We start from the raw sequence: 20,905 nt of genomic DNA on the forward strand, positions 1-20,905 counted from the left end.
AAAGCCCCGTAAGGGGCTTTTTTGTGCTTGTTCTCTTTTTTGTGCATTTGGTTAAGAGGAAATCAGTGCAGATCGAACTGTCCGATAGCACTGTGGCTGGATTTTTGCTGCTCAAGCTGATGGCAAAGTAGGTTAGTCTCTTCAAACAGGGACTCTATGTCGATTTCGCTTGTAGGTTGGCACACATTCGCCGCAATTTCATAGTCTATTTGAGCCGAGTGATTCTTCTGATAGTGCAGATTAAAGTTATTTATCTTGGACTCAATACGCTTTATCACTGTCTGTGTGCCGCGTCTGTCGATATTGAACAGGCCGAGGGCGAAATTGTCCAGGTTGAATCGGGCGACTAAGTCGGTCGTACGCATCATGGCTTCCTGGACCTCTTTTATCAATAATTCCAATAGGTGAGGCTGTTTAACTGTTTCATCGAGGTGAGGGCACAGATACAATAATGCGAGGGATTGCTTTTCTCGGATATGGCGATGCCACTCGCGATGGAAGATCTCCATAAAGTAGGTCTGATTATAAACGCCTGTCTCTGGGTCACGAAATCCTGAGTTACTAAATGAGTAGATCATGGGCCACTCCTTACACATCAATAAAGTTAAGTATAGAAAACAACGATCAATTGCACTGCAAATAAGGGATATAACAAAATGAAGAGAAGCATTCTCGCGATTGTCATCACAGCAAGTTTCGCGCTAACAGGGTGTAACCAATCGAATACGACTCAGACGACAACAGACACGCAGCCACCGGCCAGCCAAATGTCTCAGAGTGCAGAGCAGGCCTATCTAGACTTAGTGGATCGTTATTTTAAAGACTCACTCAAACTTGACCCTATCTATGCCACCTTTGTCGGGGTGAATGATTATAACGATCAGTTTGGCGGCGCATTGACCGAAGCCTATCTCAAACAGCGCCACGAACTGAACAGCCAATATTTAAAAGCGGTGAAGGCAATCGATCGCAGTGCCTTGCCTGAATCACTGCAACTTAGCTATGACATGTTCAGCTACGATAGAAACATTGCCTTAGTGGGTGAAACCTTCCCCGAACATTTCATGCCGATGAACCAGTTTTACAGCACCTTGTTTACCATGGTGCAGCTTGGCAGCGGCGAGAGTGCTCAGCCTTTTAAGACGGTCGAAGACTATGAGAACTGGCTATCGCGTCTCAGCGGTTTTGTCCAGTGGACCAAGTTAGCCCAGAGCCGCATGGATGAGGGGATCGCCAGCAAAGTGGTACTGCCGAGGGTATTAGTTGAGCGCATCATTCCTCAGTTGCAGGCTCAGTTGGTTTCCGATGCGAAAGACAGCTTGTTCTATGCGCCCATTAACCAGTTTCCAGACAGTTTCAGCGCAGAAGAAAAACAAGTATTGATTGAGAAATACAGTGCCTTTATCGAAGGAGATTTACTGCCCGCCTTGGCACAACTCAAAGACTATTTCCAGGACACCTACTTACCCAAAGCACGTTCCAGCGATGGTTGGTGGGGGCTGCCTAATGGGAGACTCTGGTATCAGCATCTTGCCAATGCTCATACCACAACCACAATGTCGGTCGATGAGATCCATCAGGTGGGGCTGTCTGAGGTGGCGCGGATCCTGTCTGAGATGGACAAGGTTCGCCAGCAGGTGGGTTTCGAGGGCGACTTAAAGGCCTTCTTCGCCTCGCTTTCATCTGAGCCACAATATTTCTTCACCGAGCGCCAAGACTTAATTGACGCTTACATGGTGCTCAAAGAGAAGATCAACGCAGTGCTGCCTGACTATTTCGACGTGATGCCTAAGGCTGATTATGTGGTCAAGCCGGTTGAGAGCTTCCGCGAACAATCGGCGGCGGGCGCATCCTATGAGGCGCCTGCGGTAGATGGCTCTCGTCCTGGGGTATTTTATATCAACACCTATAACCTAAAGGCGCAGCCTAAATGGGGCTTAACCACCTTGTCGTTACATGAAGCCGCACCTGGTCATCATTTTCAGATCGCCATCAAGCAGGAACTGACCGGCGTGCCTGATTTTCAACGTTTTGGCGGCTATACCGCATTCGAAGAGGGCTGGGCGCTGTATGCCGAGTATCTTGGGATAGAGATGGGGCTGTTTGAAGACCCTTATCAGTACTTTGGTAAACTCTCCGACGAGATGCTGCGCGCCATGCGTCTGGTGGTCGATACCGGCCTGCACGCCAAAGGTTGGAGCCGCGAGCAGGCGATTCAGTACATGAAAGATAATTCGCCGCTGGCCGAGACAGATATTATCGCCGAAGTGGAGCGTTATATGGCGCTGCCGGGTCAGGCACTCTCCTATAAAGTAGGGCAACTTAAGATCTTAGCGCTGCGCGCCGAAGCTGAGAAGGTGCTGGGTGATAAGTTCAATCTCAAGCAGTTCCACGATCAAATTTTGACTTCAGGTTCGCTGCCAATGGCGGTGATGGAGCAGAAAATTCATCACTGGATCGCATCAACGCAAGGCTAATTTTGCACTGGCATCGTTTTTTAAACCCAGCAAATGTTATACTTGCTGGGTTTTATTTTTCTCTCTGATAATTTTAGGAGCACAAGATGGTACAAGCCACAGCACGTCACCTTTTAGTAAGCAGCGAAGAGCAGTGTCAGCAGCTTAAACAACAGATTTTAGAAGGCGCTGATTTTGCTGAATTAGCCAAAGCTCACTCTTCTTGTCCATCGGGTGCACAAGGTGGTGAGTTAGGTTCTTTCGGCCCTGGCATGATGGTGCGTGAGTTTGATGAAGTGGTTTTCAGTGCGCCACTCAATGAGGTGCAGGGGCCGGTTAAGACACAGTTTGGTTACCACCTGCTGGAAGTTACCAGCCGCGGCTAATTCAGTTCAAATGTTGGCCCTCTATAGCGATAGGCTGAAGATCAGGACGCTGCAGGATCAGGATTGGTCGCTGTTTGCAGCGATACATCAAGATCCTCTGCTGAATCAATATGTCAGAACACCGGACCCCATAGAAACCATACAGGCCAAGTTCGATGCGAGATTGCAGCCCTGGCATTATGAATCCGGTGACTGGTTAACACTCACTATCGAAGAGAACGCCACAGGTCAGGCCCTTGGCTTTACCGGCTTTTATGCCAGCAATGCTGAGCTTAAACAGGCTGAAGTCGGCTATATGTTAAGTCATCAGGGACAGGGTCAAGGTTATGCGACCGAGGCCTTAGCGGCTGTGATCGACTGGGCCTGTTTGTCGTTACAGGTACATAAGTTTATCGGCCTTTGCGCCGAGCAGAATCAGGGCTCAAGACGGGTACTCGAAAGGTGTGGTTTTCAGCTTGAGGGATTGCTGCGTCACAACTATAAGTTAGGCGAGCAGTGGGTCGATGATTGCTACTATGGTTTACTCGCTGATGATCGTTATTCGGCGGGAATCACCGGCTAAGCAACAAGAGTTTTAAGACACAAGTAAGGTAGAAACAGTGACAACAAGTTCACAGACGCTGGCGCTTTTGCCGGGTGAAGAGTTTATTGAGCTCTATAAAGTGTTAAAAGTACTATCCATGACAGCCGGCGGCGGTGAAGCCAAGTTTGTTATCAGCGAAGGGCTGGTGACAGTGGATGGTGAAGTGGAAACTCGCAAGCGTAAAAAAATCACGGCGGGGCAGGTGGTTAGTTTTAACGGTGACAGTGTCACTATAGTCGCAGCAGAATAGGGTTTTAAGGGGGTTAGTATGCAATATCCTGATGATGACAATGGCAAGATGTTGGCGGCTATGGCCGATGCGGGTATCGATCTGACCAAAGCACTGGATGTGGATTTTTTCCTGGTATTTGACGATCAGCGTGATGCCGAATCGGCAACCGAGGAGCTGGCACAATCTGATTTAGAGGGTGAGTTTGAGCTGCAGCTTAACGATGAGATAGGCAAGTGGGAATTGATCGTCTGTATTAATATGGTGCCTGAGTATCAGGCTATCGTTGAACAGGAGCTGGAACTCAATGAGTTTGCCGCCGAGTTTGGTGGCGCCACCGATGGTTGGGGCGTGATGCAGCATCAGGAAGGCGATGATGAATTTGCCGATGATGAGCATGAATGCAGTGACGATTGCCAGCATTAAGCATTAATCCTCTGGGCGATAATACTGAATCTTGAGTGTTATTGTTTAAAGCTGTTTCATTCGGTCCTTACCTAAGTGATAATCCTTAAGCCACTATTTTCGTTAGTGGCTTTTATTTATCTTGCGCAGGAATCCAAGCTATCATGTCCTTTGAATTAACCTATGAGTTAGTTGCCATCTTGTTCGCGGTTGCCATGATCGCCGGATTTATCGATTCAATCGCCGGTGGCGGCGGGCTCATTACCATTCCCGCCCTGATGTGGGCTGGTTTACCCCCTACGGCGGCGCTGGCCACTAACAAGCTGCAGGCCTGTGGCGGCAGTTTCTTTGCCAGCCTCTATTTCGTGCGCAAAGGCTTTGTCAACCTGAGTAAGATGAAGTGGTCGATTTTCTGTGCCTTTGTCGGCTCAGCACTGGGCACTGTTGCAGTGCAGGCCATAGACACCTCTGTGCTCGCCCTGTTGCTGCCATTTCTCATTTTAGCCATAGGCGGCTATTTCTTGTTTTCCAAGAAGATAGACGAAGAGGATAAGCAGCAGCTGCTTACTCCGACCGCCTTTGGTTTTACGGCCGGATTCGGGGTGGGCTTCTATGATGGCTTCTTTGGTCCAGGGACTGGCAGTTTCTTTGCCCTGGCTTTTGTGACTTTGGCCGGTTATGGTTTAGCTAAGGCAACCGCCCATGCTAAGATTCTGAACTTTTCAACCAACATAGCCTCGCTGATTTTTTTCGCTCTGGGAGGCAAGGTGATCTGGCTTCTGGGCCTTGCCATGCTTGTGGGTCAGGCGCTCGGTGCAACTCTGGGATCTCGCATGGTGATGACTAAGGGCAGTAAAATCATTAAACCTCTGGTGGTGGTCATGTCTATCGCCATGAGTATTAAACTTCTGACGGATCAGTATGATGTCGGCGCCTGGCTGTCATCCCTCTAACTGGTAATAGTATGAGTACAGTAACGACATGAATAGAGTGAAGCTGACATCCAGGTCCTCATTAGCCTCGGCATCAATTAAGCCAGACAGACGCACCGCCATGTTGCGGTTGATGGCGCAGGTGCGTGAGGCTTTGCCATTAACCGAGCCAGAGACCTTTATCTGCGGCCCCAAAGGGGACTGCATAGGTTGCTCGAAAAAACTACTCGAGCTGATCGATAGCGAACTCAGCTACTGGCAGGCAGCACTGGATAACGGCGAGGTGCCGCAATTGGGCGAGATAAGCCGTTTTGCCAAGTTGGCCAAGAATGTTCATCGAGCCCTAGTTCGCAGCGGTGTTATCGCTAGATATCAGGCTAAGTATCAGGAGTCCTAGCAACAGATTAAGCTGGACGTTGCGCTGAAAAAATAGCTTCACCGATAACCACTTAAGCCGAACCGCTAACCACTTAAGCCGATTGCCTAATGGTCGGCTATTTCTTACTATAGTCGTTACTTACTCGCTGATTGAGTGTCTTCTGGCTAGTGTTCGCTATCCGGGCACTGATATTTTCTTAAAAACAGATTTTCTTCTAGATACTTTTAAATAAATAGAGCGCCGATGAAATTTATCCATACCTCAGACTGGCATATTGGCCGTCAGTTACATAATCAGAGCCTGCTTGACGATCAGCGTCATGTGTTGGCACAGATTGTCGAGCTGGCTAAAACCCACAAGGTAGATGCGATAGTCGTCGCCGGCGATATTTACGATCGCTCTGTGCCGCCAGCCAATGCCGTCACTTTGCTCGATGAAGTGCTCAATCAGCTGCTGCATGAGGTGGGTATTCCTGTCATCTTGATCGCCGGCAATCATGATGGCCATGAACGTTTGGGCTTTGCCGCCGCGCAGATGCAATCAAGCGGCCTCTATATTATCGGGCCGTTAACCCAAAAGATTTCCCCGATAAAAATCGCCGATGTGCTGTTTTATCCGCTTCCCTATGCCGAGCCTGCAACTGTCCGTAGTGTGTTTGAGTGTGAGGCCAGCAGCCATGAAGAGGCGATGGCTAAGCTGCTTGAGGCCATTACTGAGCACGACAGTCAAGGTCTGCCTAAGGTGGTGATTGGCCACTGTTTCTTAGATGGTGGCAGCGAGTCAGAATCTGAGCGCCCCTTGAGTATCGGCGGCGCCGATAAGATCTCCCCCAGTCTGTTTGAACCTTTTACCTATACGGCGCTCGGGCATCTTCACGGGCCGCAATATAAGGGCAGTGAACATATTCGCTACAGTGGCTCAATCTTAAAATACTCCTTCAGTGAGCAGCACCAGAAAAAATCTGTCACCCTGGTAGAGCTCGAGGGCGCCGAGCCTGCCATTGAGCTCTTGCCGCTCACGCCCATCAGGGATGTGCGCATTATCGAAGGATTTTTAGAGCAGCTGCTAATTGATGGGGTGAAAGACCCTGGGCGCGAGGATTATCTTATGGTGCGCCTGCTCGATAAGAGCGCCATCTTAGATCCCATGGGGAAACTGCGCAGCGTCTATCCCAATGTGCTTCACCTTGAGCGCACAGGTTTGATGGCCAGAAGCGATCAATTAGCCCTGCGCGGCGATCAGATAAAGAAAGGCGAGTTTGAGATGTTCAGCGATTTTTTCACTCAGGTGGCGGGTGAGCCGATGAGCAAGTCGCAACAAGCCTTGATGACAGAGCTGCTCGATAACTTGCACAAGGCGGAGGATAACCAATGAGGCCCATTACACTCTCCATGTCGGCCTTTGGCCCCTTCGCCACAGAGCAGACAATCGACTTTAATGCCCTTGGGCGCAATCCGCTGTTTCTGATCAACGGTCCGACCGGTTCGGGCAAGACCACCATACTCGATGCCATCTGTTTCGCCCTTTATGGCAAGACCACGGGAGATGAGCGGGAAGGGACGCAGATGCGTTGTGATCTGGCCAGCGATGACAGGCTGACCGAGGTGAGTTTTACCTTCGAACTTGGCGAGCGTCGCTACCAGATCCGCCGGGTGCCCGAACAGCTTCGCGCCAAGAAGAGCGGCGATGGTTTTACGACGCAAAAGAGCGAGGCGCAGCTGAGCCGAATCGAGCCCGATGGCAGTGAGGTGCTGCTGGTCGCGGCAAAAGTTTCCGAGGCAACGGCGCAGATAGAGGCCCTAACCGGACTGGATGTGGATCAGTTTCGTCAGGTGATGGTGCTGCCACAGGGCAAGTTTCGTGAGCTGTTGATGGCCGACTCCAAGGCGAGGGAGAAAATTTTCAGCCAGCTATTCCAGACCCATATTTACCGCCGGATAGAGGAGAGGCTCAAGTTCCAGGCCGCGGGCATAAAAAAAGAGGTGGAAGCGAACCGCAACCGCCGCGATGGGATTTTGCAGGGCAGTGAGCTGGTAAGCGATCAGGCGCTCAGTGACGAGTTAGCCGAGCTTGCGCCTGCCTTAACCTTAGCCACAGAGCAAAAAAATAAGGTAGATCAAGAGGTCTTGGCGATAAGCGCAAGGCTTGAGCAAGCCTATCAGCTGCAACAGGAGTTTGATGCCTTAGCTCAGCTTAAAGCAAGGGCCGATGAGCTAACACAGCAGCAGCCCGAGATAACCGCCCAGCAGACTAAGTTAAAGGGCGCCCAGGAGGCTAAGGGATTACAGGCTAGCTATCAGGCGCTGCAATCGCGGGAGCGCGAACAGCTTGAGGCGCAGCAGCATCAGCAAAAGGCATCATCTGCACAGGCGCAGTCACAGCAGGGGCTAAAAACCGTGCAGGCTGAGATGGCAAATTTGCCGGAATTGGAGACTCAAAGACAGCAGGCGCTCAGCTCGGTTCAGCAATATCAGGCCATCTTGCCTCAGTTAACTCAGCTAGAAGCAATGCGCGCCGAGTTAAGCACAAAACAGCAGCAGCTTGAGGAGGCGCAGCATCAGGGGCTCGCCTTAAAAGCCAAATTGGGTGAACTCGAACAGCAGAAAACCCAGGCTAAGGCTAACTTGCCCGAGCTTGAGCAGCAAAGTCAGCAGTTACTCACGCTGCAGCAGGCAATCCACACCCAGACGCAGCAGCGGGAGTGGTTTATTGAGTGGCAGGCGGCGCAGGATGAGGGCGTTAAGTTAACGGCGCAGCTAGATGAGGCGAAAGCGCGCGGTAGTCAGCTCAGTGAAAAGCATCAGGCGCTGGAACAGCAAAATAAGCGCCTAACCCTGCGCTGGCATCAGGGGCAGGCTGTGCTCTTGGCCGCCGAGCTTAAGCAGGGTGAGGCCTGCCCTGTATGCGGCAGTCTGGAGCATCCGCATCTAGCCCAAAGCCCTGAGGCTATCCCAACAGAGCAGGAGCGCGAGGCGCTTCAGGCCGAGGAGGCGCAGGCGTTGGCTCTGCTGCATCAGGCGCGCAGCGATTATCGTCTGTTACAGCAGAGTCTGAGTGGGATTGAGCAACGCCAGATGGCACTGGTGCAGAAGCTGGGGGCGGTAGAAGCCTTGTCCCTGCAAGCCTTGGATGATGCGCTCGCTCAAGCACGGCAGGCGTTCGATAAGGCCACGCTAGCGCAGCAGCAAGTTATTAAACTTGAGAAGCAGCTCGATAAGTGGCAACAAGAGGAGCAGCAACTTAACCAAAGGCTGGAAGCGGACAGAGAAAGCTACCGGGAGCGGGAAAAACAGATCTCTGTGCTTTCGGGTCAGATAGCTCAGTTAGCAGAGTCGATCCCAGCTGAGCTGAATACGCTCGAGGCGCTTGAGTCGCTGCTCACTCAAACGCAGCAAAAGGCGGGGCAGTTACAGGCGCAGATTGACAGCCTGCGTGAGAAGCTGGCCAAGGCAGAGCAGGAAAGCGCTGCGGCCAAGGCGCAGTTGCAATCGGCTCTTGAACACCTAGAGCGCACGCAAAAGCAGCTGCAGGGTGCAATTCATGAATTTGAGCAGCAGCTCAGGCAATCCAATTTTGCATCTGTGCAGCTATTTATTCAGGCCAGTCTGGCAGAGCCACAGATGGCGGAGTTAGAGCGGGCGATTAAAGCGTATGAGCAGGCCGCTATCAGTGTACAGGCCAATATCAGGCAGATTGAAGAGAGGATCAAGGACGCTAAGATGCCAGAGATAGCATCTTTGACCGAACAGAAGAGTCAGCTGCAGGCGGAGCAAGCCAAGCGGCTGGAAAGCTGGCAACAGCTTAATGGGCGTTTGCGTCAGCTGCAGCAGACACAGCAGCAGCTCAAAGATCTCGATAGCAAGGCTGGCGAGCTGGAGTCGCAATATGCGGTTGTGGGAACCCTGGCCGATGTTGCCAATGGCAACACAGGCAATAAGATAAGCCTGCAGCGTTTCGTGCTCAGTGTGCTGCTTGATGATGTGTTACTCGAAGCCAGCCACAGGTTGCAGCTGATGAGCAAGGGGCGTTATCGCTTGCTGCGAAAAGAGGACAGGGCCAAGGGCAATAAAGCCTCAGGATTAGAGCTCGAGGTAGAAGATGCCTACACGGCTAAGGTTCGCTCAGTCGCTACCTTAAGTGGCGGTGAAAGTTTTATGGCCGCATTGGCTATGGCGCTGGGCTTATCCGATGTCGTGCAGGCCTATGCCGGTGGCATTAAGCTAGATACCCTGTTTATCGACGAGGGCTTTGGCAGTTTAGATCAGGACTCTTTGGAGCTGGCGATCCGCACTTTGGTGGATCTGCAATCATCCGGACGTATGGTCGGGGTGATCTCCCATGTGAGCGAGATGAAAGAGCAGATCCCCAGTCGCATCGATATCATAAAAATGGCGGCGGGCAGTAAAATCGAGCTTATCTTAGGTTAATTGTAAAAATGTCGGAATAAAACCGCTGTAAATGCTCAAATTTTTGTGCATTAGTTCTGTTTTTGGCTTGTTTGTGGTGATTTTGTATTATTTTCCTACATTTTTGTGCAGTCGATCTGTTTGTAAATCGCCCGCTTTTTGATATAAAAGAGCATCGATTTTCCAGCTCACAAGCGCTGGTGAAATAAGATAATTTTTATGGTCAAAGTTGAGGCTTAGGTTGCGCCAGGGTAAAAGTTCTTTTCTAAATATGTATCTGACTCGTTTCGCTCAGTTACCACCTTTACATAAAAAGGTGCTGCTAGGGGCGAGTTTATTGGTATGTATTACCTTATTACTGCCGGGCCAACAGCAGACTTTGCCTCAGCGTATTCCTGTGGCTCTGGATATGGATGCCCTGGTGTCCAGTATTGGGACGAGTGAGACTGAAGGACTGGATGTTGACCAGCCCGATTTTGAGAAAACCATCGTCAGTGGCGATACCCTAAGTCGATTGTTTACTGAGGCGAATGTCGATCAGCAGACCATGTACAGGGTGCTGGAGGCAGACTTAAATATCCTGGCATTAGATACTCTGATACCGGGGAATACCATACGTTTCTGGCTCGATGATAGCGGCCAACTGGATAGGCTTGAACTCTATTTTAGCGCTGCCCGTCAGGTGGTGTTCAGCCGTTATGAAGAGGGCGGTTTTAAGGTCGAAGAGATCAATATCGACGGGATCTGGCAAAATCGTGCCTTAAGCGGTGAAATTCAGGGGTCTTTCTATTTGTCTGCTCAGCGTATCGGTCTCAATGCCGGTGAGATCCAGCGCATCGAGTCTATGCTGAAAGAAAAACTCAACTTTTCTCGGGATCTACGTGCCGGCGATCATTTTTCTGTGTTGATGAGCGAGCAATATATCGACGGAGAAATGACGGGCAACACAGATATTCTTGGCGTGATGATCCAGCGAGGCAGCAGCAGTATCAATGCCTATCAAAACAGCGATGGCAACTTTTATGATGAGCAGGGCCGTAGCCTGGCTAGAGCATTTCAGCGGATTCCGCTGCAGCGCAACTATCGTATCAGTTCCAGTTTCAACCGTCATCGTCATCACCCGGTAACTGGGCGCACTTCCCCCCATAATGGTACCGATTTCGCTACGCCAAATGGCACTAAGGTGATAGCACCCGGTGACGGTATCGTATCTATGGTGACAGAGCACCGTTTTGCCGGCAAATATGTGGTGATCGATCATGGTAATAAATACCGAACCCGCTATCTGCACCTTTCCAAGGCGTTAGTGCATAAAGGACAAAGGGTTTCCCGTGGGGATGTGATTGCCTTAAGCGGCAGTACAGGCCGAATTACCGGGCCGCATCTGCATTATGAGTTTCACGTCAATGGTCGCCCCGTGGACCCCATGAAGGCGAACATTCCTATGGCCAGCACCCTGAGTCATAAACAGATGCAGGCCTTTAGCCAGCTGGTACAGAAGCGTAAGCTGCAGATGGGATTGGTGTAAGGCGTGCTCAAGTGGTTGCCAGTCCTGTGGGAGTGATTGGCAGCCGTTAGGGGGCCATAAACCTCTAGCGCCCTCGCTCCCCGAACCTGATCCTAGTCGGCTTCAATATCCGGCCGTTTCAAGATCCAACCGTTGCAAGATCCAACATGGTCAGCCAGAGCCGCAGGTCAAATTCCAGTTGGTGGTAGTCTCTCTCCATATGGCAGCAGAGCTGGTAAAACGCCTTGTTATGATCTTTCTCTTTCAGATGCGCCAACTCATGCACCACCACCATGCGCAGCAGAGGCTCAGGTACCTGCTTGAGTCTGGCGGCGATGCGGATCTCATTCTTCGATTTAGTCTTGCCGCCATGGTTCTTGGCGATATAGCTGTGCAGCCCGAGCGCCTGTTTTTTCAAGGTGATCTTGTCGTCAAACAAGACTTTGCTCAGAGGCTGGGATTTCTTCAGGTAACGGTTTTTCAGCGCAATCGTATAGTCGTATAACGTTTTGTCGCTGCGAATGCTGTGCTGGTCACTGTAGCGACGTTTGAGTACCTCTTCGAGACGGCTCTGCGCGATAAGAGATTCGACCTGCTCAAGAATGGCTGGGCTATAGCCTTGAAGATAGGGGAGTAATGCCATGGTAAAGAGGTATAAGCCGGGCTAAACCCGGCTATCGATTACATTATTCGCTTTTGACGAAGATATGTTTGTTTTGCAGTGTGTAGGCGACCTCGAAGGCATTTTTCTGGAAGCGTTTAAGATCCAGCCCCTCAAAATCCACCATAGGCGGGTTACGCTTAAGTTGAGCCTTGATGTTTACCGCCGAGATCAACTGCACGGGTAGACCACAGAGCTGAATGGCGGTTTCCATCTTAAAGCTGGTGGCGCTGCCAGCCAGTTTACCTTTCTGCTCACGCTCAATAATGGCGACTTCGTCGACCTTGTAATCTTGCATCAGCTTGGAAAAGGCAAAGTGAAACTCCTTGATGGAGTCGGTCTTGGCCGAGTCGGAGACAGTCAGTGCCCGGGTTCGGCAGCTTGGCACGTTAAAGGTATCGCCTTCATAGCTCAATAAACAGATGATGGCTTCGCCACCTTTTAACTCAACGCCACAAACTCTCATGATAAACCTTAAAAAAATACAGATGTCGCTTATTGTAACCTTAAATAACCCAATGGGCTATTTACTCTTCTGGGGTATCTTGCAGTTTTGCCTTGGGTTTGCGCAGCATAGGCGCGTCACCCACATCAACGCCGGTAATAAAGCGTTTATCTCGGTTGCTCTTTGGCTTGGCCTCTGCCTTGGCTTTACCCTGTCGCTTGCTGGTTTTCGCCGCCGCTTTAGGATTTGCTTTCTTGGCGGCGGGTTTGGCTTTCAGGCCACTGAACTTAGGTTTTAAGCCGTCGATTTCGCTCAGTTCAAACTGCTTGCGTAAAAACAGCTGTACCTGCTTGAAGTTGTGCCAGTCTTTCGGGCCAACAAGGGAGATGGCATCCCCCTTGGCCCCGGCGCGGCCGGTACGGCCTATGCGGTGAATATACTCTTCAGCCAGCTTAGGCATATCGAAGTTGATCACCAGTGAGACGTTAAGCAGATCCAGTCCGCGGGATGCCACATCCGTGGTCACCAGAATTTGCTGCTGACCGCGGCTGAATTGATCCATGATCTGATTGCGGGCGGCTTGTTTCAGTTCGCCGCTCAAGGAGGCTGTGCTAAAACCCGCTTTAGCCAGCTCGCCGGCGAGTCTGTCGGTATCGCTGCGGGTGGCGGTAAAGATGATCACCTGCTTATGCTGCTCCTGTTTGAGCAGGGCTTGGAGCAGTTGCTCCTTGTGGGTTAAGTGATCGCACAGGTACACCTTCTGAGTGATATCCTGGTTCTCCACATGGGAGGCACCTATGGCGACGTGTTCTGGCTCTTTAAGAAGTTCTGCGGCGATCTCGTTGATGTCGCCGTGATCTAAAGTGGCCGAGAACATCAGGGTCTGGCGGCGCTTATGATCGGCGGCCTTGTTAATCTCTCTTAACTGCTCGGCAAAGCCTAAATCCAGCATGCGATCGGCTTCATCAAGGATTAAAAGCTCAAGCCCATTAAGGTGCAGATGATGCTGTTTTAGATGATCCGCAAGACGCCCCGGAGTTGCCACCAGGAAGTGTGGGTCTTTTGTCAGCGCCTTGGCCTGATCGTTAAAGTTTTCCCCGCCGAGAATTTTAACCGCCTTATATTGGGTATTGGCGATCAGCAGGCGCAACTGACTATAAACCTGGGTCGCCAGCTCGCGGGTCGGCAACAGGATTAAGACTCTGGGGTCGCGCTTACTCAAGGCTTTAGTGGAGATCACTCTTTGCATGGCGGGCAGCAAGAAGGCCAGGGTCTTACCCGAACCGGTTTTTGAAGATGCCATCAGATCCCGTCCCGATAGGCCGACTGGGATCCCTTGTGCCTGGATCTCTGTTGGCGTGTCGATGCCCATGTGTTTCAGGCTGGTGAGTAGACGTTTATCGAGTGAAAAATCTGAAAATAGCAAAGGTGTGCTCCAACTTAATAGTAAGGGCGCATTATACATCGACTTATGGATTTCAGCCATTGGCTTTGGCTGGCCTCAGCTCTGTTTGGCGTTAGTTTTTTAGCATTAGATTTTGAGCGGGCTCAGATTTAACTGTTAGCCCTTGATTGCCTGCACTCTCACTTAAAATATTTTTTGGTTAACAGGCTGTGCCCGATCTCAGTTTATCTTATGATTAAACAAGCCATTTGAGTCAGTTGTGAACCCAGGGAGGAGACATGGCAAATATTGGCATCGCATTAGGCAGCGGCGCAGCAAAAGGCTGGGCCCACATAGGGGTACTCAACGAGCTTGGCCGCATGGGCATCAAGCCCAATAAGGTGGCGGGCTGCTCTATCGGCGCCGTGGTGGGCGCCGCCTATGCTCAGGATAATCTGCAGGATCTGCAGCAATGGGTCAGCAGTTTTTCCAGTTGGGATGTGCTGGGACTGATGGATTTGAGCTGGCGCAAGGGCGGACTTATCGGCGGCGAGCGGGTGTTTGATGTGATGCAGCAGCATATTGGCGATCTCGATATCGAGGATATGAAGCTCCCCTTTGCTGCGGTGGCGACCGATCTCTATCGCGGACAGGAGGTGTGGTTCCGCGAGGGCAGTTTGCGCCATGCGGTACGGGCGTCCTGTTCTATGCCGGGCATCTTGCCGCCGGTCAAAATTGGCGATCGCTGGTTGGTAGACGGCGCAGTAGTTAACCCTGTGCCTATCTCAGTCGGTCGCGCTATGGGGGTCGATATTCTGATAGCGGTGGACCTTTTTGGTCACCGTAAGACACGCATGGAGCAGCTGCCTGTGTCTATGTCATCCAGTCAGAAAGAGACTAAGAGTGAGGTAAGTGCAGAGCAGGGGCAGGCGAACGATGTGGGCTTTGTGGATCTGCTGGCCAGAGGCCGGGATTATGTGGCCGGACTCTCAGACAAGTTTTCTCTCGCCAGCAAGGGGCAGCCGAGTATGCTGGCAGTGATGTCACAATCGATGGAGATACTCGAGCAGCGCCATAAGCGAATTCGCCTGATGGGGGACCCGCCGGATCTCTTGATCACCCCCAATGTGGCCGATATCGGCACCATGGAGTTTCATCATGCCAATGAGGCGATTTTAGCCGGCGAGCAGGCGGTAAAACAGGTGGCTCATATTATCGAATCTGTGTTTGCTGAACATAACATCTAGGCTGGAGGCGATAAAATAAACACCTTCTCATCTAACTGACTGAGCCAAATCATCTCTTGATTTGGCTCAGTTATTTTGTCCACAGTTTGTCCCGTTTTTTCCCTTCACTAGCTCTGTTTTTGGCTTTGGTCAAGGTAACTTTTTAAGATCAGTGGCTGAGTTTACATTTATAACATCTGTGAAATCACCATAGGTAAAAACATGATCTGGATCAAGGTAGTTCCATTTAGTTTGTAGCTTAATACGCTATATATTGTGCTTGTGTGCTTAAATGACACTATATGTGGTGTTATTTTAAACGTTCGTAGGGGAGAGATTGACAATGCCAGTAGTTATTAAGCGGGATGGTTACCGCACGCCATTTGACGAAACAAGGATCAGGGATGCCGTTATCGCAGCGGCGAACTCAGCAGGTATTGATGATGTTACCTACGCAACCCAAGTCGCCAGCCAGGTAAGACAATTGATGGCAGACGTAGAGGAAGTGGATATCCATGATCTGCAAGATGCGGTTGAAAATCAGCTGATGGAAGGGCCATACAAGGCTCTTGCCCGTGTGTATATCGAATATCGCCATGACAGAGATGTACACCGTGAACTCAGTAGTCGCCTTAACCGTGACATTCGCGGTCTGGTGGAGCAGAGCAATGCCGCGCTATTAAACGAAAATGCCAATAAAGACTCGAAAGTGATCCCAACCCAAAGGGATCTACTGGCGGGTATCGTGGCCAAACATTATGCCACGCGCCATATTCTGCCAAAGGATGTGGTCGCCGCCCACGAGTCGGGGGAGATCCATTATCACGATCTGGATTACGCGCCGTTTTTCCCCATGTTCAACTGCATGTTGATAGACTTAGGCGGCATGTTGACCCAGGGCTTTAAGATGGGTAATGCCGAGATTGAAACCCCTAAATCTATCTCGACAGCCACGGCAGTCACGGCGCAGATCATCGCCCAGGTCGCCAGCCACATCTATGGTGGTACCACGATCAATCGTATCGATGAAGTGTTGGCACCTTATGTCGCTAAGAGTTATGACAAGCATTATCAGATCGCCCTGAAGTGGGGGATCACAGATGCCAAAGCCTTCGCCATTTCGCAAACTGAGAAAGAGTGTCACGATGCCTTCCAGTCTCTGGAGTATGAGGTCAATACCTTGCATACTGCCAATGGACAAACACCTTTTGTGACCTTTGGTTTTGGTTTAGGTACCTCGTGGGAATCGCGCCTGATCCAAGAGTCCATCCTTAAGGTGCGCATGACGGGGCTGGGTAAGAACCGCAAGACGGCCGTGTTCCCTAAATTGGTGTTTGCTATCCGTGATGGGATTAACCATAAGAGTGGCGACTGCAATTATGATATTAAGCAGACGGCACTGAAATGCGCCAGCATGCGCATGTATCCCGATATCCTTAACTATGAACAGGTTGAGAAGGTCACAGGCTCCTTTAAGACCCCAATGGGTTGTCGCAGCTTTCTAGGGACTTATGAGAAAGAAGGCGAGCTGGTGCATGAAGGGCGCAACAACTTGGGGGTTGTCAGCCTTAACCTGCCAAGGGTTGCCATCGAAGCTAAGGGCGATGAAGCCAAATTCTTTGCCATCTTAGATAAGCGCCTCGAGGTTGCCCGCCGCGCCTTAGATACTCGTATCGAACGCTTGCAAGGGGTTAAAGCCCGTGTGGCCCCCATCCTTTATATGGAAGGTGCCTGTGGTGTGCGCCTGCGCGCCGATGAAGAGATCAGCGAGATTTTTAAAAATGGCCGTGCCTCCATTTCACTGGGCTATATCGGCCTGCATGAAACGGTTAATGCCCTCTATGGCACAAAGACGCATCTGTTCGATAGCGAGCAGATGCGGGGCAAAGCCATCAAGATCATCGAGCACCTTAAAGAGGCGACATTGCGCTGGCGTGAAGAGACTGGTTATGCCTTTAGTCTCTACAGCACCCCGAGCGAGAACCTCTGCAGCCGTTTCTGTAAGCTGGATACCAAAGCCTTTGGCGTGCTAGAGGGCGTGACGGATCGCGGTTACTACACCAATAGTTTCCACTTGGATGTGGAGAAGAAGGTCAATCCTTACGATAAGTTAGACTTTGAGATGCCATACCCCAGCCTCACCAGCGGCGGTTTTATCTGCTACGGTGAATACCCCAATATGCAGCAGAATATTGAAGCGCTCGAAGATGTATGGGATTACAGTTACAGCCGCGTGCCTTACTACGGCACGAACACCCCAATCGATGAATGTTACGATTGCGGCTTTACCGGCGAGTTTAGCTGTACCAGTAAAGGCTTTACCTGTCCTAAGTGTGGCAACCATGAGCCGAGCCGAGTGTCGGTCACCCGCCGAGTCTGTGGTTATCTTGGCAGCCCGGATGCCAGACCCTTTAACTATGGTAAGCAGGAAGAGGTGAAGCGCAGGGTTAAGCACCTTTAAGGTGTTTACCTGAACTGGGCTCGACGTTTCTCATTCAAGGCGCCTCTGGGCGCCTTTTGAGTCACAGCCTGATTAGATTGAGGTTGAATAAATGAATTATCAGCAATATTTTCCTATTGATGTGGTCAATGGGCCCGGAACCCGTGCCACCTTATTTGTCTCCGGCTGCGAGCATCAGTGCCGTGGCTGTTATAATCAGTCGACTTGGAGCCCAGACTCGGGTCATCGATTTGATGAGGCGCTGAGTGAGCAGATAATCAGAGATCTACAGGATACTCGGGTCAAACGCCGTGGTCTGTCCCTGACTGGGGGCGATCCCCTCTATCCGCAAAATGTGGCGGCTGTACTGGCGCTGGTGAAACGGGTCAAAGCTGCATGCCCAGGCAAGGATATCTGGCTCTGGACTGGTTATAGATTGGCCGAGCTTAACGAGCAGCAGAAGCAAGTGCTTGAGTATATTGATGTCCTAGTCGATGGAAAATTCGAACAGGCCCTTGCCGATCCCAGTCTGCAATTTCGTGGCAGCAGCAATCAAGAGATCCATCATTTACATCAATAGTGCTATAATCCCAAGCGAATCAAGATTATTGGTGAAATAGTGGCCTGATAATTGGGTCGTAGTGGTTATTTAAAGGCAAATTAATGAATTTAAAGCAAGAGTTACAGCAACTTAATGATCGTCTCGACAAGTACCGTCGTAAACTGAGTGCTGCCGAGAAACGTGGCGATCAGGCGGTGGTGTTGCAGTTTAAACAAGAGATTAATGCTGTAACTAAGCAGATCGCCAGTGTCAAGAATCAACAGACTCGCTTGCTCAATAAGAAGGGCAGCGATGTCAAATCGCTTCCTTTCAGCCGTGAACTTACTAAGGCTGAGCAGGCCGATATGGGTAAGCTGAAAAAATCGGTTCGGGGTCTGGTGGTGGTACATCCCATGACGGCGCTAGGACGTGAAATGGGCTTGACCAAAGTGACAGGCTATGCGCCTAAGGTGTTCTAAGATCGATTTTCATGTCCTTGGTACACTCGCCTGGCCCTATCAAAAATAGGGGCGAGTGCCCACGGATCTTCAGTTTATTTTTCCTGTGAGCCACAGATAGGATCACATGGCAGTTTCACTGACGGATAAAAAGGCATAGAATGCTCACCCAAATGGTGGGACACAGATGCATTATCCGTCTTAACTGATCCCAGCTAACGTCTCTGACCGAGCAAGTAGTAAAGGTTATTTCATGTCGATTAAGTATGTCGCGACTTCAAAGTTACCAACCCCCTGGGGCGTATTTGCCATGCATGGGTTTGAAGATACTGACACAGGCAAAGAGCATGTGGCATTAACTTTGGGTGAGCTGGACGCCAATAAGCCTATGCTGGGACGGATCCATTCTGAATGTTTGACTGGCGATGCGCTTTTTAGCCTGCGTTGTGATTGCGGCTTCCAGCTACAGACCGCAATGCAGAACATAGCCGAAGCGGGCCAGGGGTTTATTCTGTATCTGCGACAGGAAGGGCGTGGCATAGGCCTGCTCAACAAGATCCGCGCCTATGAGCTGCAAGATGGCGGTGCCAATACGGTGGAAGCCAATGTGCAGCTGGGTTTCGATGCCGATATGCGCAAATACGACATGATCAAGCCCATGTTGGAACAGATTGGTGTGCATCAGGTGAAGCTGATGACCAATAATCCCCGTAAAGTCAAAGCGATGAAAGAGCTAGGTATCGAAGTTCTTGAGCGTGTGCCCCTGCAAGTGGGTAAGAACCGTTACAACGAAGCCTATCTGAAAACCAAGTCGACTGAGCTTGGGCATATGATGTCTGAGCATCATTTTGTCCAAGAGGACGATGATCAGCCGTTATGAATCACTGTTGGGTGAAGCTGAAATGACAAAAGCCAATTCGTAAGAATTGGCTTTTTTAGTGAGTGTTCGGCAACCATTTATTTGAGAAGCATTATAAATGGCATTGATATTCACTACTCATCTTTCTCAATCTATGGGGCGTTACCCGCTAAATAACTTGTGTTGCGCAGATCGGGTTCGCGGCACCTAGCGGCACCTTCTAGCATCGCAGCTTGTTGAAATTCTGCCGTAAGGAACAGGGTTATTTGGCAATGAAGTTCTTGCGATTCATAACTATATACAGCGAGCATATTGCTAGGTTTATCGTATGCTTCATACACTTGGGTTAAGTGATTCTGGTGCGCGGTTAATTTGGAGTGGGATATGATGGCATCGCCTAAATTGACGCAGAACCACTCCTTTATCAAATTCATATTTCCCCTACCTTCAGCAAAAATCCCTGGTTTATTATTTTAACCCGGCTGTTTGTTACTCTTTTCCCCAGATATGGGCATTGACGCCGTTTTCGCTTGGTTCTGACTTGTTGTTGGCGGGGGGCGTCGAGCGCTCAGCGATTGCCGTTTTAGGCTTGGGCAGTGGCAGATGATTCATCTTTAGGTAAAGATGCTCCACTTTTTCCCTGGCCCAAGGGGTCTTGCGTAAAAATTTCAGACTGGATTTGATACTGGGGTCATGATTAAAACAGCGAATATTGATCCGGACTCCCAGTTCATCCCAACCATAGTGATCCACAAGATCGTTGAGCAGCTGTTCCAGTTTGATGCCGTGGAGGGGATTATTCGCTTGAGTCATATCAGTTAAGGTGTCGATTGAAATTGGTTTGATTATATCAGGTTATTGTCGGTTTATGCTGCCTGATAACAGGCTAACCTTATTTTTGCGTCGCGTCAGCGGCAGATAAAAAATCAGGCCCACACTGAGGTGGGCCTAAGACGCTTAATTACTTAACCAGTTATTTAGCCAGTTATTTCTCTGCCATTAACTGCTGATAACCCCCGCCGTTGTGCACATGTTGATAGCCCAGCTTGATTAGACTCTCCTGGGCGATACCGCTGCGGCGGCCACTGCGGCAATAGACCACCACATTTCTGTCTTTGGCGATATTTTGTTTAGTGAAGGCGTCAGCAATGCTCTCGTAGGGGATATTGATGGCGTTATCTAAATGACCCTGATTGAACTCCTCAGGAGTACGGACATCGACGACTAAGGCGCCATTCTGGATCAATTGCCAAGTCACATCTGTGGTTTTGTCGTGGGCAAGCGCACTCTGATTCAGGCTTATCACGGCGATAAACAGCAGGGTACTCAGGGATATGATTCGATTCAGTAGGCTAGTCATCTTGTCTCCTTATTCTATAAGTTTATGCCTTCTTGGCGATTTCGGCCTCAGTTTTAACGCCAAATTTCTTCATTACCATAGCGGCAGGGCAGAAACCGGTAAAGGCACTTTGAAACAGGTTAGCGCCAACGAAGGCGGTAAGCCAGATAAAGTGGTGGCTCACTAAGGCTGTGAGAACTAATGACAATAACACCATAAAACCGGCAAAAGCCATAATACTACGTTCGACTGACATGTTAAGCTCCTTG

General features: G+C 50.3%; 23 protein-coding genes. 15 read left to right on the forward strand and 8 right to left on the reverse strand.

Annotation, left to right across the window (positions count from 1 at the left end; translation table 11 throughout):
- Positions 1-62: 62 nt before the first annotated feature.
- Positions 63-578: a diguanylate cyclase domain-containing protein gene (locus tag LZP69_RS03590; protein ID WP_234198803.1), complete on the reverse strand. Its 516-nt coding sequence runs from the start codon at positions 576-578 to the stop codon at positions 63-65.
- A gap of 78 nt (positions 579-656) precedes the next feature.
- Between LZP69_RS03590 and LZP69_RS03595 the strand changes: the two genes are divergently transcribed.
- The 10 genes from LZP69_RS03595 to LZP69_RS03640 all read left to right on the forward strand — a co-directional run bounded on the left by LZP69_RS03595 (position 657) and on the right by LZP69_RS03640 (position 11,304).
- Positions 657-2,477, forward strand: coding sequence for a DUF885 domain-containing protein (locus LZP69_RS03595; protein WP_234198804.1), 1,821 nt, complete (start codon positions 657-659; stop codon positions 2,475-2,477).
- Between the two features lie 86 nt (positions 2,478-2,563).
- Positions 2,564-2,842, forward strand: a complete 279-nt coding sequence (locus LZP69_RS03600) for a peptidylprolyl isomerase (protein ID WP_234198805.1) — start codon at positions 2,564-2,566, stop codon at positions 2,840-2,842.
- 10 nt (positions 2,843-2,852) lie between these two features.
- Positions 2,853-3,404: a GNAT family N-acetyltransferase gene (locus tag LZP69_RS03605; RefSeq protein ID WP_234198806.1), complete on the forward strand. Its 552-nt coding sequence runs from the start codon at positions 2,853-2,855 to the stop codon at positions 3,402-3,404.
- Between the two features lie 37 nt (positions 3,405-3,441).
- Entirely contained in the window at positions 3,442-3,675 is a 234-nt protein-coding gene (locus LZP69_RS03610; RefSeq protein ID WP_234198807.1) for an RNA-binding S4 domain-containing protein, read from the forward strand.
- An 18-nt stretch (positions 3,676-3,693) separates the two neighbouring features.
- Complete coding sequence (locus LZP69_RS03615) at positions 3,694-4,080, forward strand: ribonuclease E inhibitor RraB (RefSeq protein WP_234198808.1); 387 nt, start codon at positions 3,694-3,696, stop codon at positions 4,078-4,080.
- A gap of 143 nt (positions 4,081-4,223) precedes the next feature.
- On the forward strand, positions 4,224-5,012 hold the full coding sequence (locus LZP69_RS03620) for a YqhA family protein (protein ID WP_234198809.1): 789 nt from the start codon (positions 4,224-4,226) through the stop codon (positions 5,010-5,012).
- 28 nt (positions 5,013-5,040) lie between these two features.
- Entirely contained in the window at positions 5,041-5,388 is a 348-nt protein-coding gene (locus tag LZP69_RS03625) for a hypothetical protein (RefSeq protein ID WP_234198810.1), read from the forward strand.
- A 225-nt stretch (positions 5,389-5,613) separates the two neighbouring features.
- Positions 5,614-6,744 carry an exonuclease SbcCD subunit D gene (locus tag LZP69_RS03630; RefSeq protein WP_234198811.1) on the forward strand — a complete coding sequence of 377 codons (1,131 nt, stop codon included), beginning with the start codon at positions 5,614-5,616 and terminating at the stop codon, positions 6,742-6,744.
- Positions 6,741-9,797: an AAA family ATPase gene (locus tag LZP69_RS03635; protein ID WP_234198812.1), complete on the forward strand. Its 3,057-nt coding sequence runs from the start codon at positions 6,741-6,743 to the stop codon at positions 9,795-9,797. The genes LZP69_RS03630 and LZP69_RS03635 overlap by 4 nt, the downstream gene beginning before the upstream one ends.
- A gap of 250 nt (positions 9,798-10,047) precedes the next feature.
- Entirely contained in the window at positions 10,048-11,304 is a 1,257-nt protein-coding gene (locus LZP69_RS03640; RefSeq protein ID WP_234198813.1) for a peptidoglycan DD-metalloendopeptidase family protein, read from the forward strand.
- Between the two features lie 118 nt (positions 11,305-11,422).
- Here LZP69_RS03640 and LZP69_RS03645 read toward each other — a convergent pair whose 3' ends face one another.
- From LZP69_RS03645 to LZP69_RS03655, 3 genes are all read right to left on the reverse strand, one after another.
- The gene (locus LZP69_RS03645) at positions 11,423-11,926 is read right to left on the reverse strand and encodes a M48 metallopeptidase family protein (protein WP_234198814.1); all 504 of its coding nucleotides are present in this window, start codon (positions 11,924-11,926) and stop codon (positions 11,423-11,425) included.
- 43 nt (positions 11,927-11,969) lie between these two features.
- Positions 11,970-12,410 (reverse strand): DUF3010 family protein, encoded by a 441-nt coding sequence (locus tag LZP69_RS03650; protein ID WP_234198815.1) that lies wholly within the window; start codon positions 12,408-12,410, stop codon positions 11,970-11,972.
- Positions 12,411-12,471: 61 nt separating this feature from the next.
- Positions 12,472-13,815 carry a DEAD/DEAH box helicase gene (locus tag LZP69_RS03655; protein WP_234198816.1) on the reverse strand — a complete coding sequence of 448 codons (1,344 nt, stop codon included), beginning with the start codon at positions 13,813-13,815 and terminating at the stop codon, positions 12,472-12,474.
- A 257-nt stretch (positions 13,816-14,072) separates the two neighbouring features.
- On the opposite strand from LZP69_RS03655, the gene rssA reads away from it, so the two are divergent.
- The 5 genes from rssA (at position 14,073) to ribA (ending at position 19,318) form a co-directional block, all read left to right on the forward strand.
- Positions 14,073-15,020 carry a patatin-like phospholipase RssA gene (gene rssA / locus LZP69_RS03660; protein ID WP_234198817.1) on the forward strand — a complete coding sequence of 316 codons (948 nt, stop codon included), beginning with the start codon at positions 14,073-14,075 and terminating at the stop codon, positions 15,018-15,020.
- Between the two features lie 322 nt (positions 15,021-15,342).
- Positions 15,343-17,460: an anaerobic ribonucleoside-triphosphate reductase gene (nrdD, locus tag LZP69_RS03665; protein WP_234198818.1), complete on the forward strand. Its 2,118-nt coding sequence runs from the start codon at positions 15,343-15,345 to the stop codon at positions 17,458-17,460.
- Positions 17,461-17,551: 91 nt separating this feature from the next.
- Complete coding sequence (gene nrdG / locus LZP69_RS03670; protein WP_234198819.1) at positions 17,552-18,019, forward strand: anaerobic ribonucleoside-triphosphate reductase-activating protein; 468 nt, start codon at positions 17,552-17,554, stop codon at positions 18,017-18,019.
- A gap of 83 nt (positions 18,020-18,102) precedes the next feature.
- On the forward strand, positions 18,103-18,459 hold the full coding sequence (locus tag LZP69_RS03675) for a YibL family ribosome-associated protein (protein ID WP_234198820.1): 357 nt from the start codon (positions 18,103-18,105) through the stop codon (positions 18,457-18,459).
- A 232-nt stretch (positions 18,460-18,691) separates the two neighbouring features.
- The gene (ribA, locus tag LZP69_RS03680) at positions 18,692-19,318 is read left to right on the forward strand and encodes a GTP cyclohydrolase II (RefSeq protein WP_234198821.1); all 627 of its coding nucleotides are present in this window, start codon (positions 18,692-18,694) and stop codon (positions 19,316-19,318) included.
- 131 nt (positions 19,319-19,449) lie between these two features.
- Here the strand turns inward: ribA and LZP69_RS03685 are convergent, their stop codons facing one another.
- The 4 genes from LZP69_RS03685 to LZP69_RS03700 all read right to left on the reverse strand — a co-directional run bounded on the left by LZP69_RS03685 (position 19,450) and on the right by LZP69_RS03700 (position 20,892).
- The gene (locus LZP69_RS03685) at positions 19,450-19,731 is read right to left on the reverse strand and encodes a hypothetical protein (protein ID WP_234198822.1); all 282 of its coding nucleotides are present in this window, start codon (positions 19,729-19,731) and stop codon (positions 19,450-19,452) included.
- A gap of 55 nt (positions 19,732-19,786) precedes the next feature.
- On the reverse strand, positions 19,787-20,110 hold the full coding sequence (locus LZP69_RS03690) for a VF530 family DNA-binding protein (RefSeq protein WP_234198823.1): 324 nt from the start codon (positions 20,108-20,110) through the stop codon (positions 19,787-19,789).
- A gap of 172 nt (positions 20,111-20,282) precedes the next feature.
- Positions 20,283-20,657, reverse strand: a complete 375-nt coding sequence (locus LZP69_RS03695) for a rhodanese-like domain-containing protein (protein WP_234198824.1) — start codon at positions 20,655-20,657, stop codon at positions 20,283-20,285.
- Positions 20,658-20,679: 22 nt separating this feature from the next.
- Positions 20,680-20,892, reverse strand: a complete 213-nt coding sequence (locus tag LZP69_RS03700; protein ID WP_234198825.1) for a YgaP family membrane protein — start codon at positions 20,890-20,892, stop codon at positions 20,680-20,682.
- Positions 20,893-20,905: the final 13 nt, after the last annotated feature.

This window comes from Shewanella sp. AS1 (genome assembly GCF_021412565.1).
Lineage (GTDB): Bacteria > Pseudomonadota > Gammaproteobacteria > Enterobacterales > Shewanellaceae > Shewanella.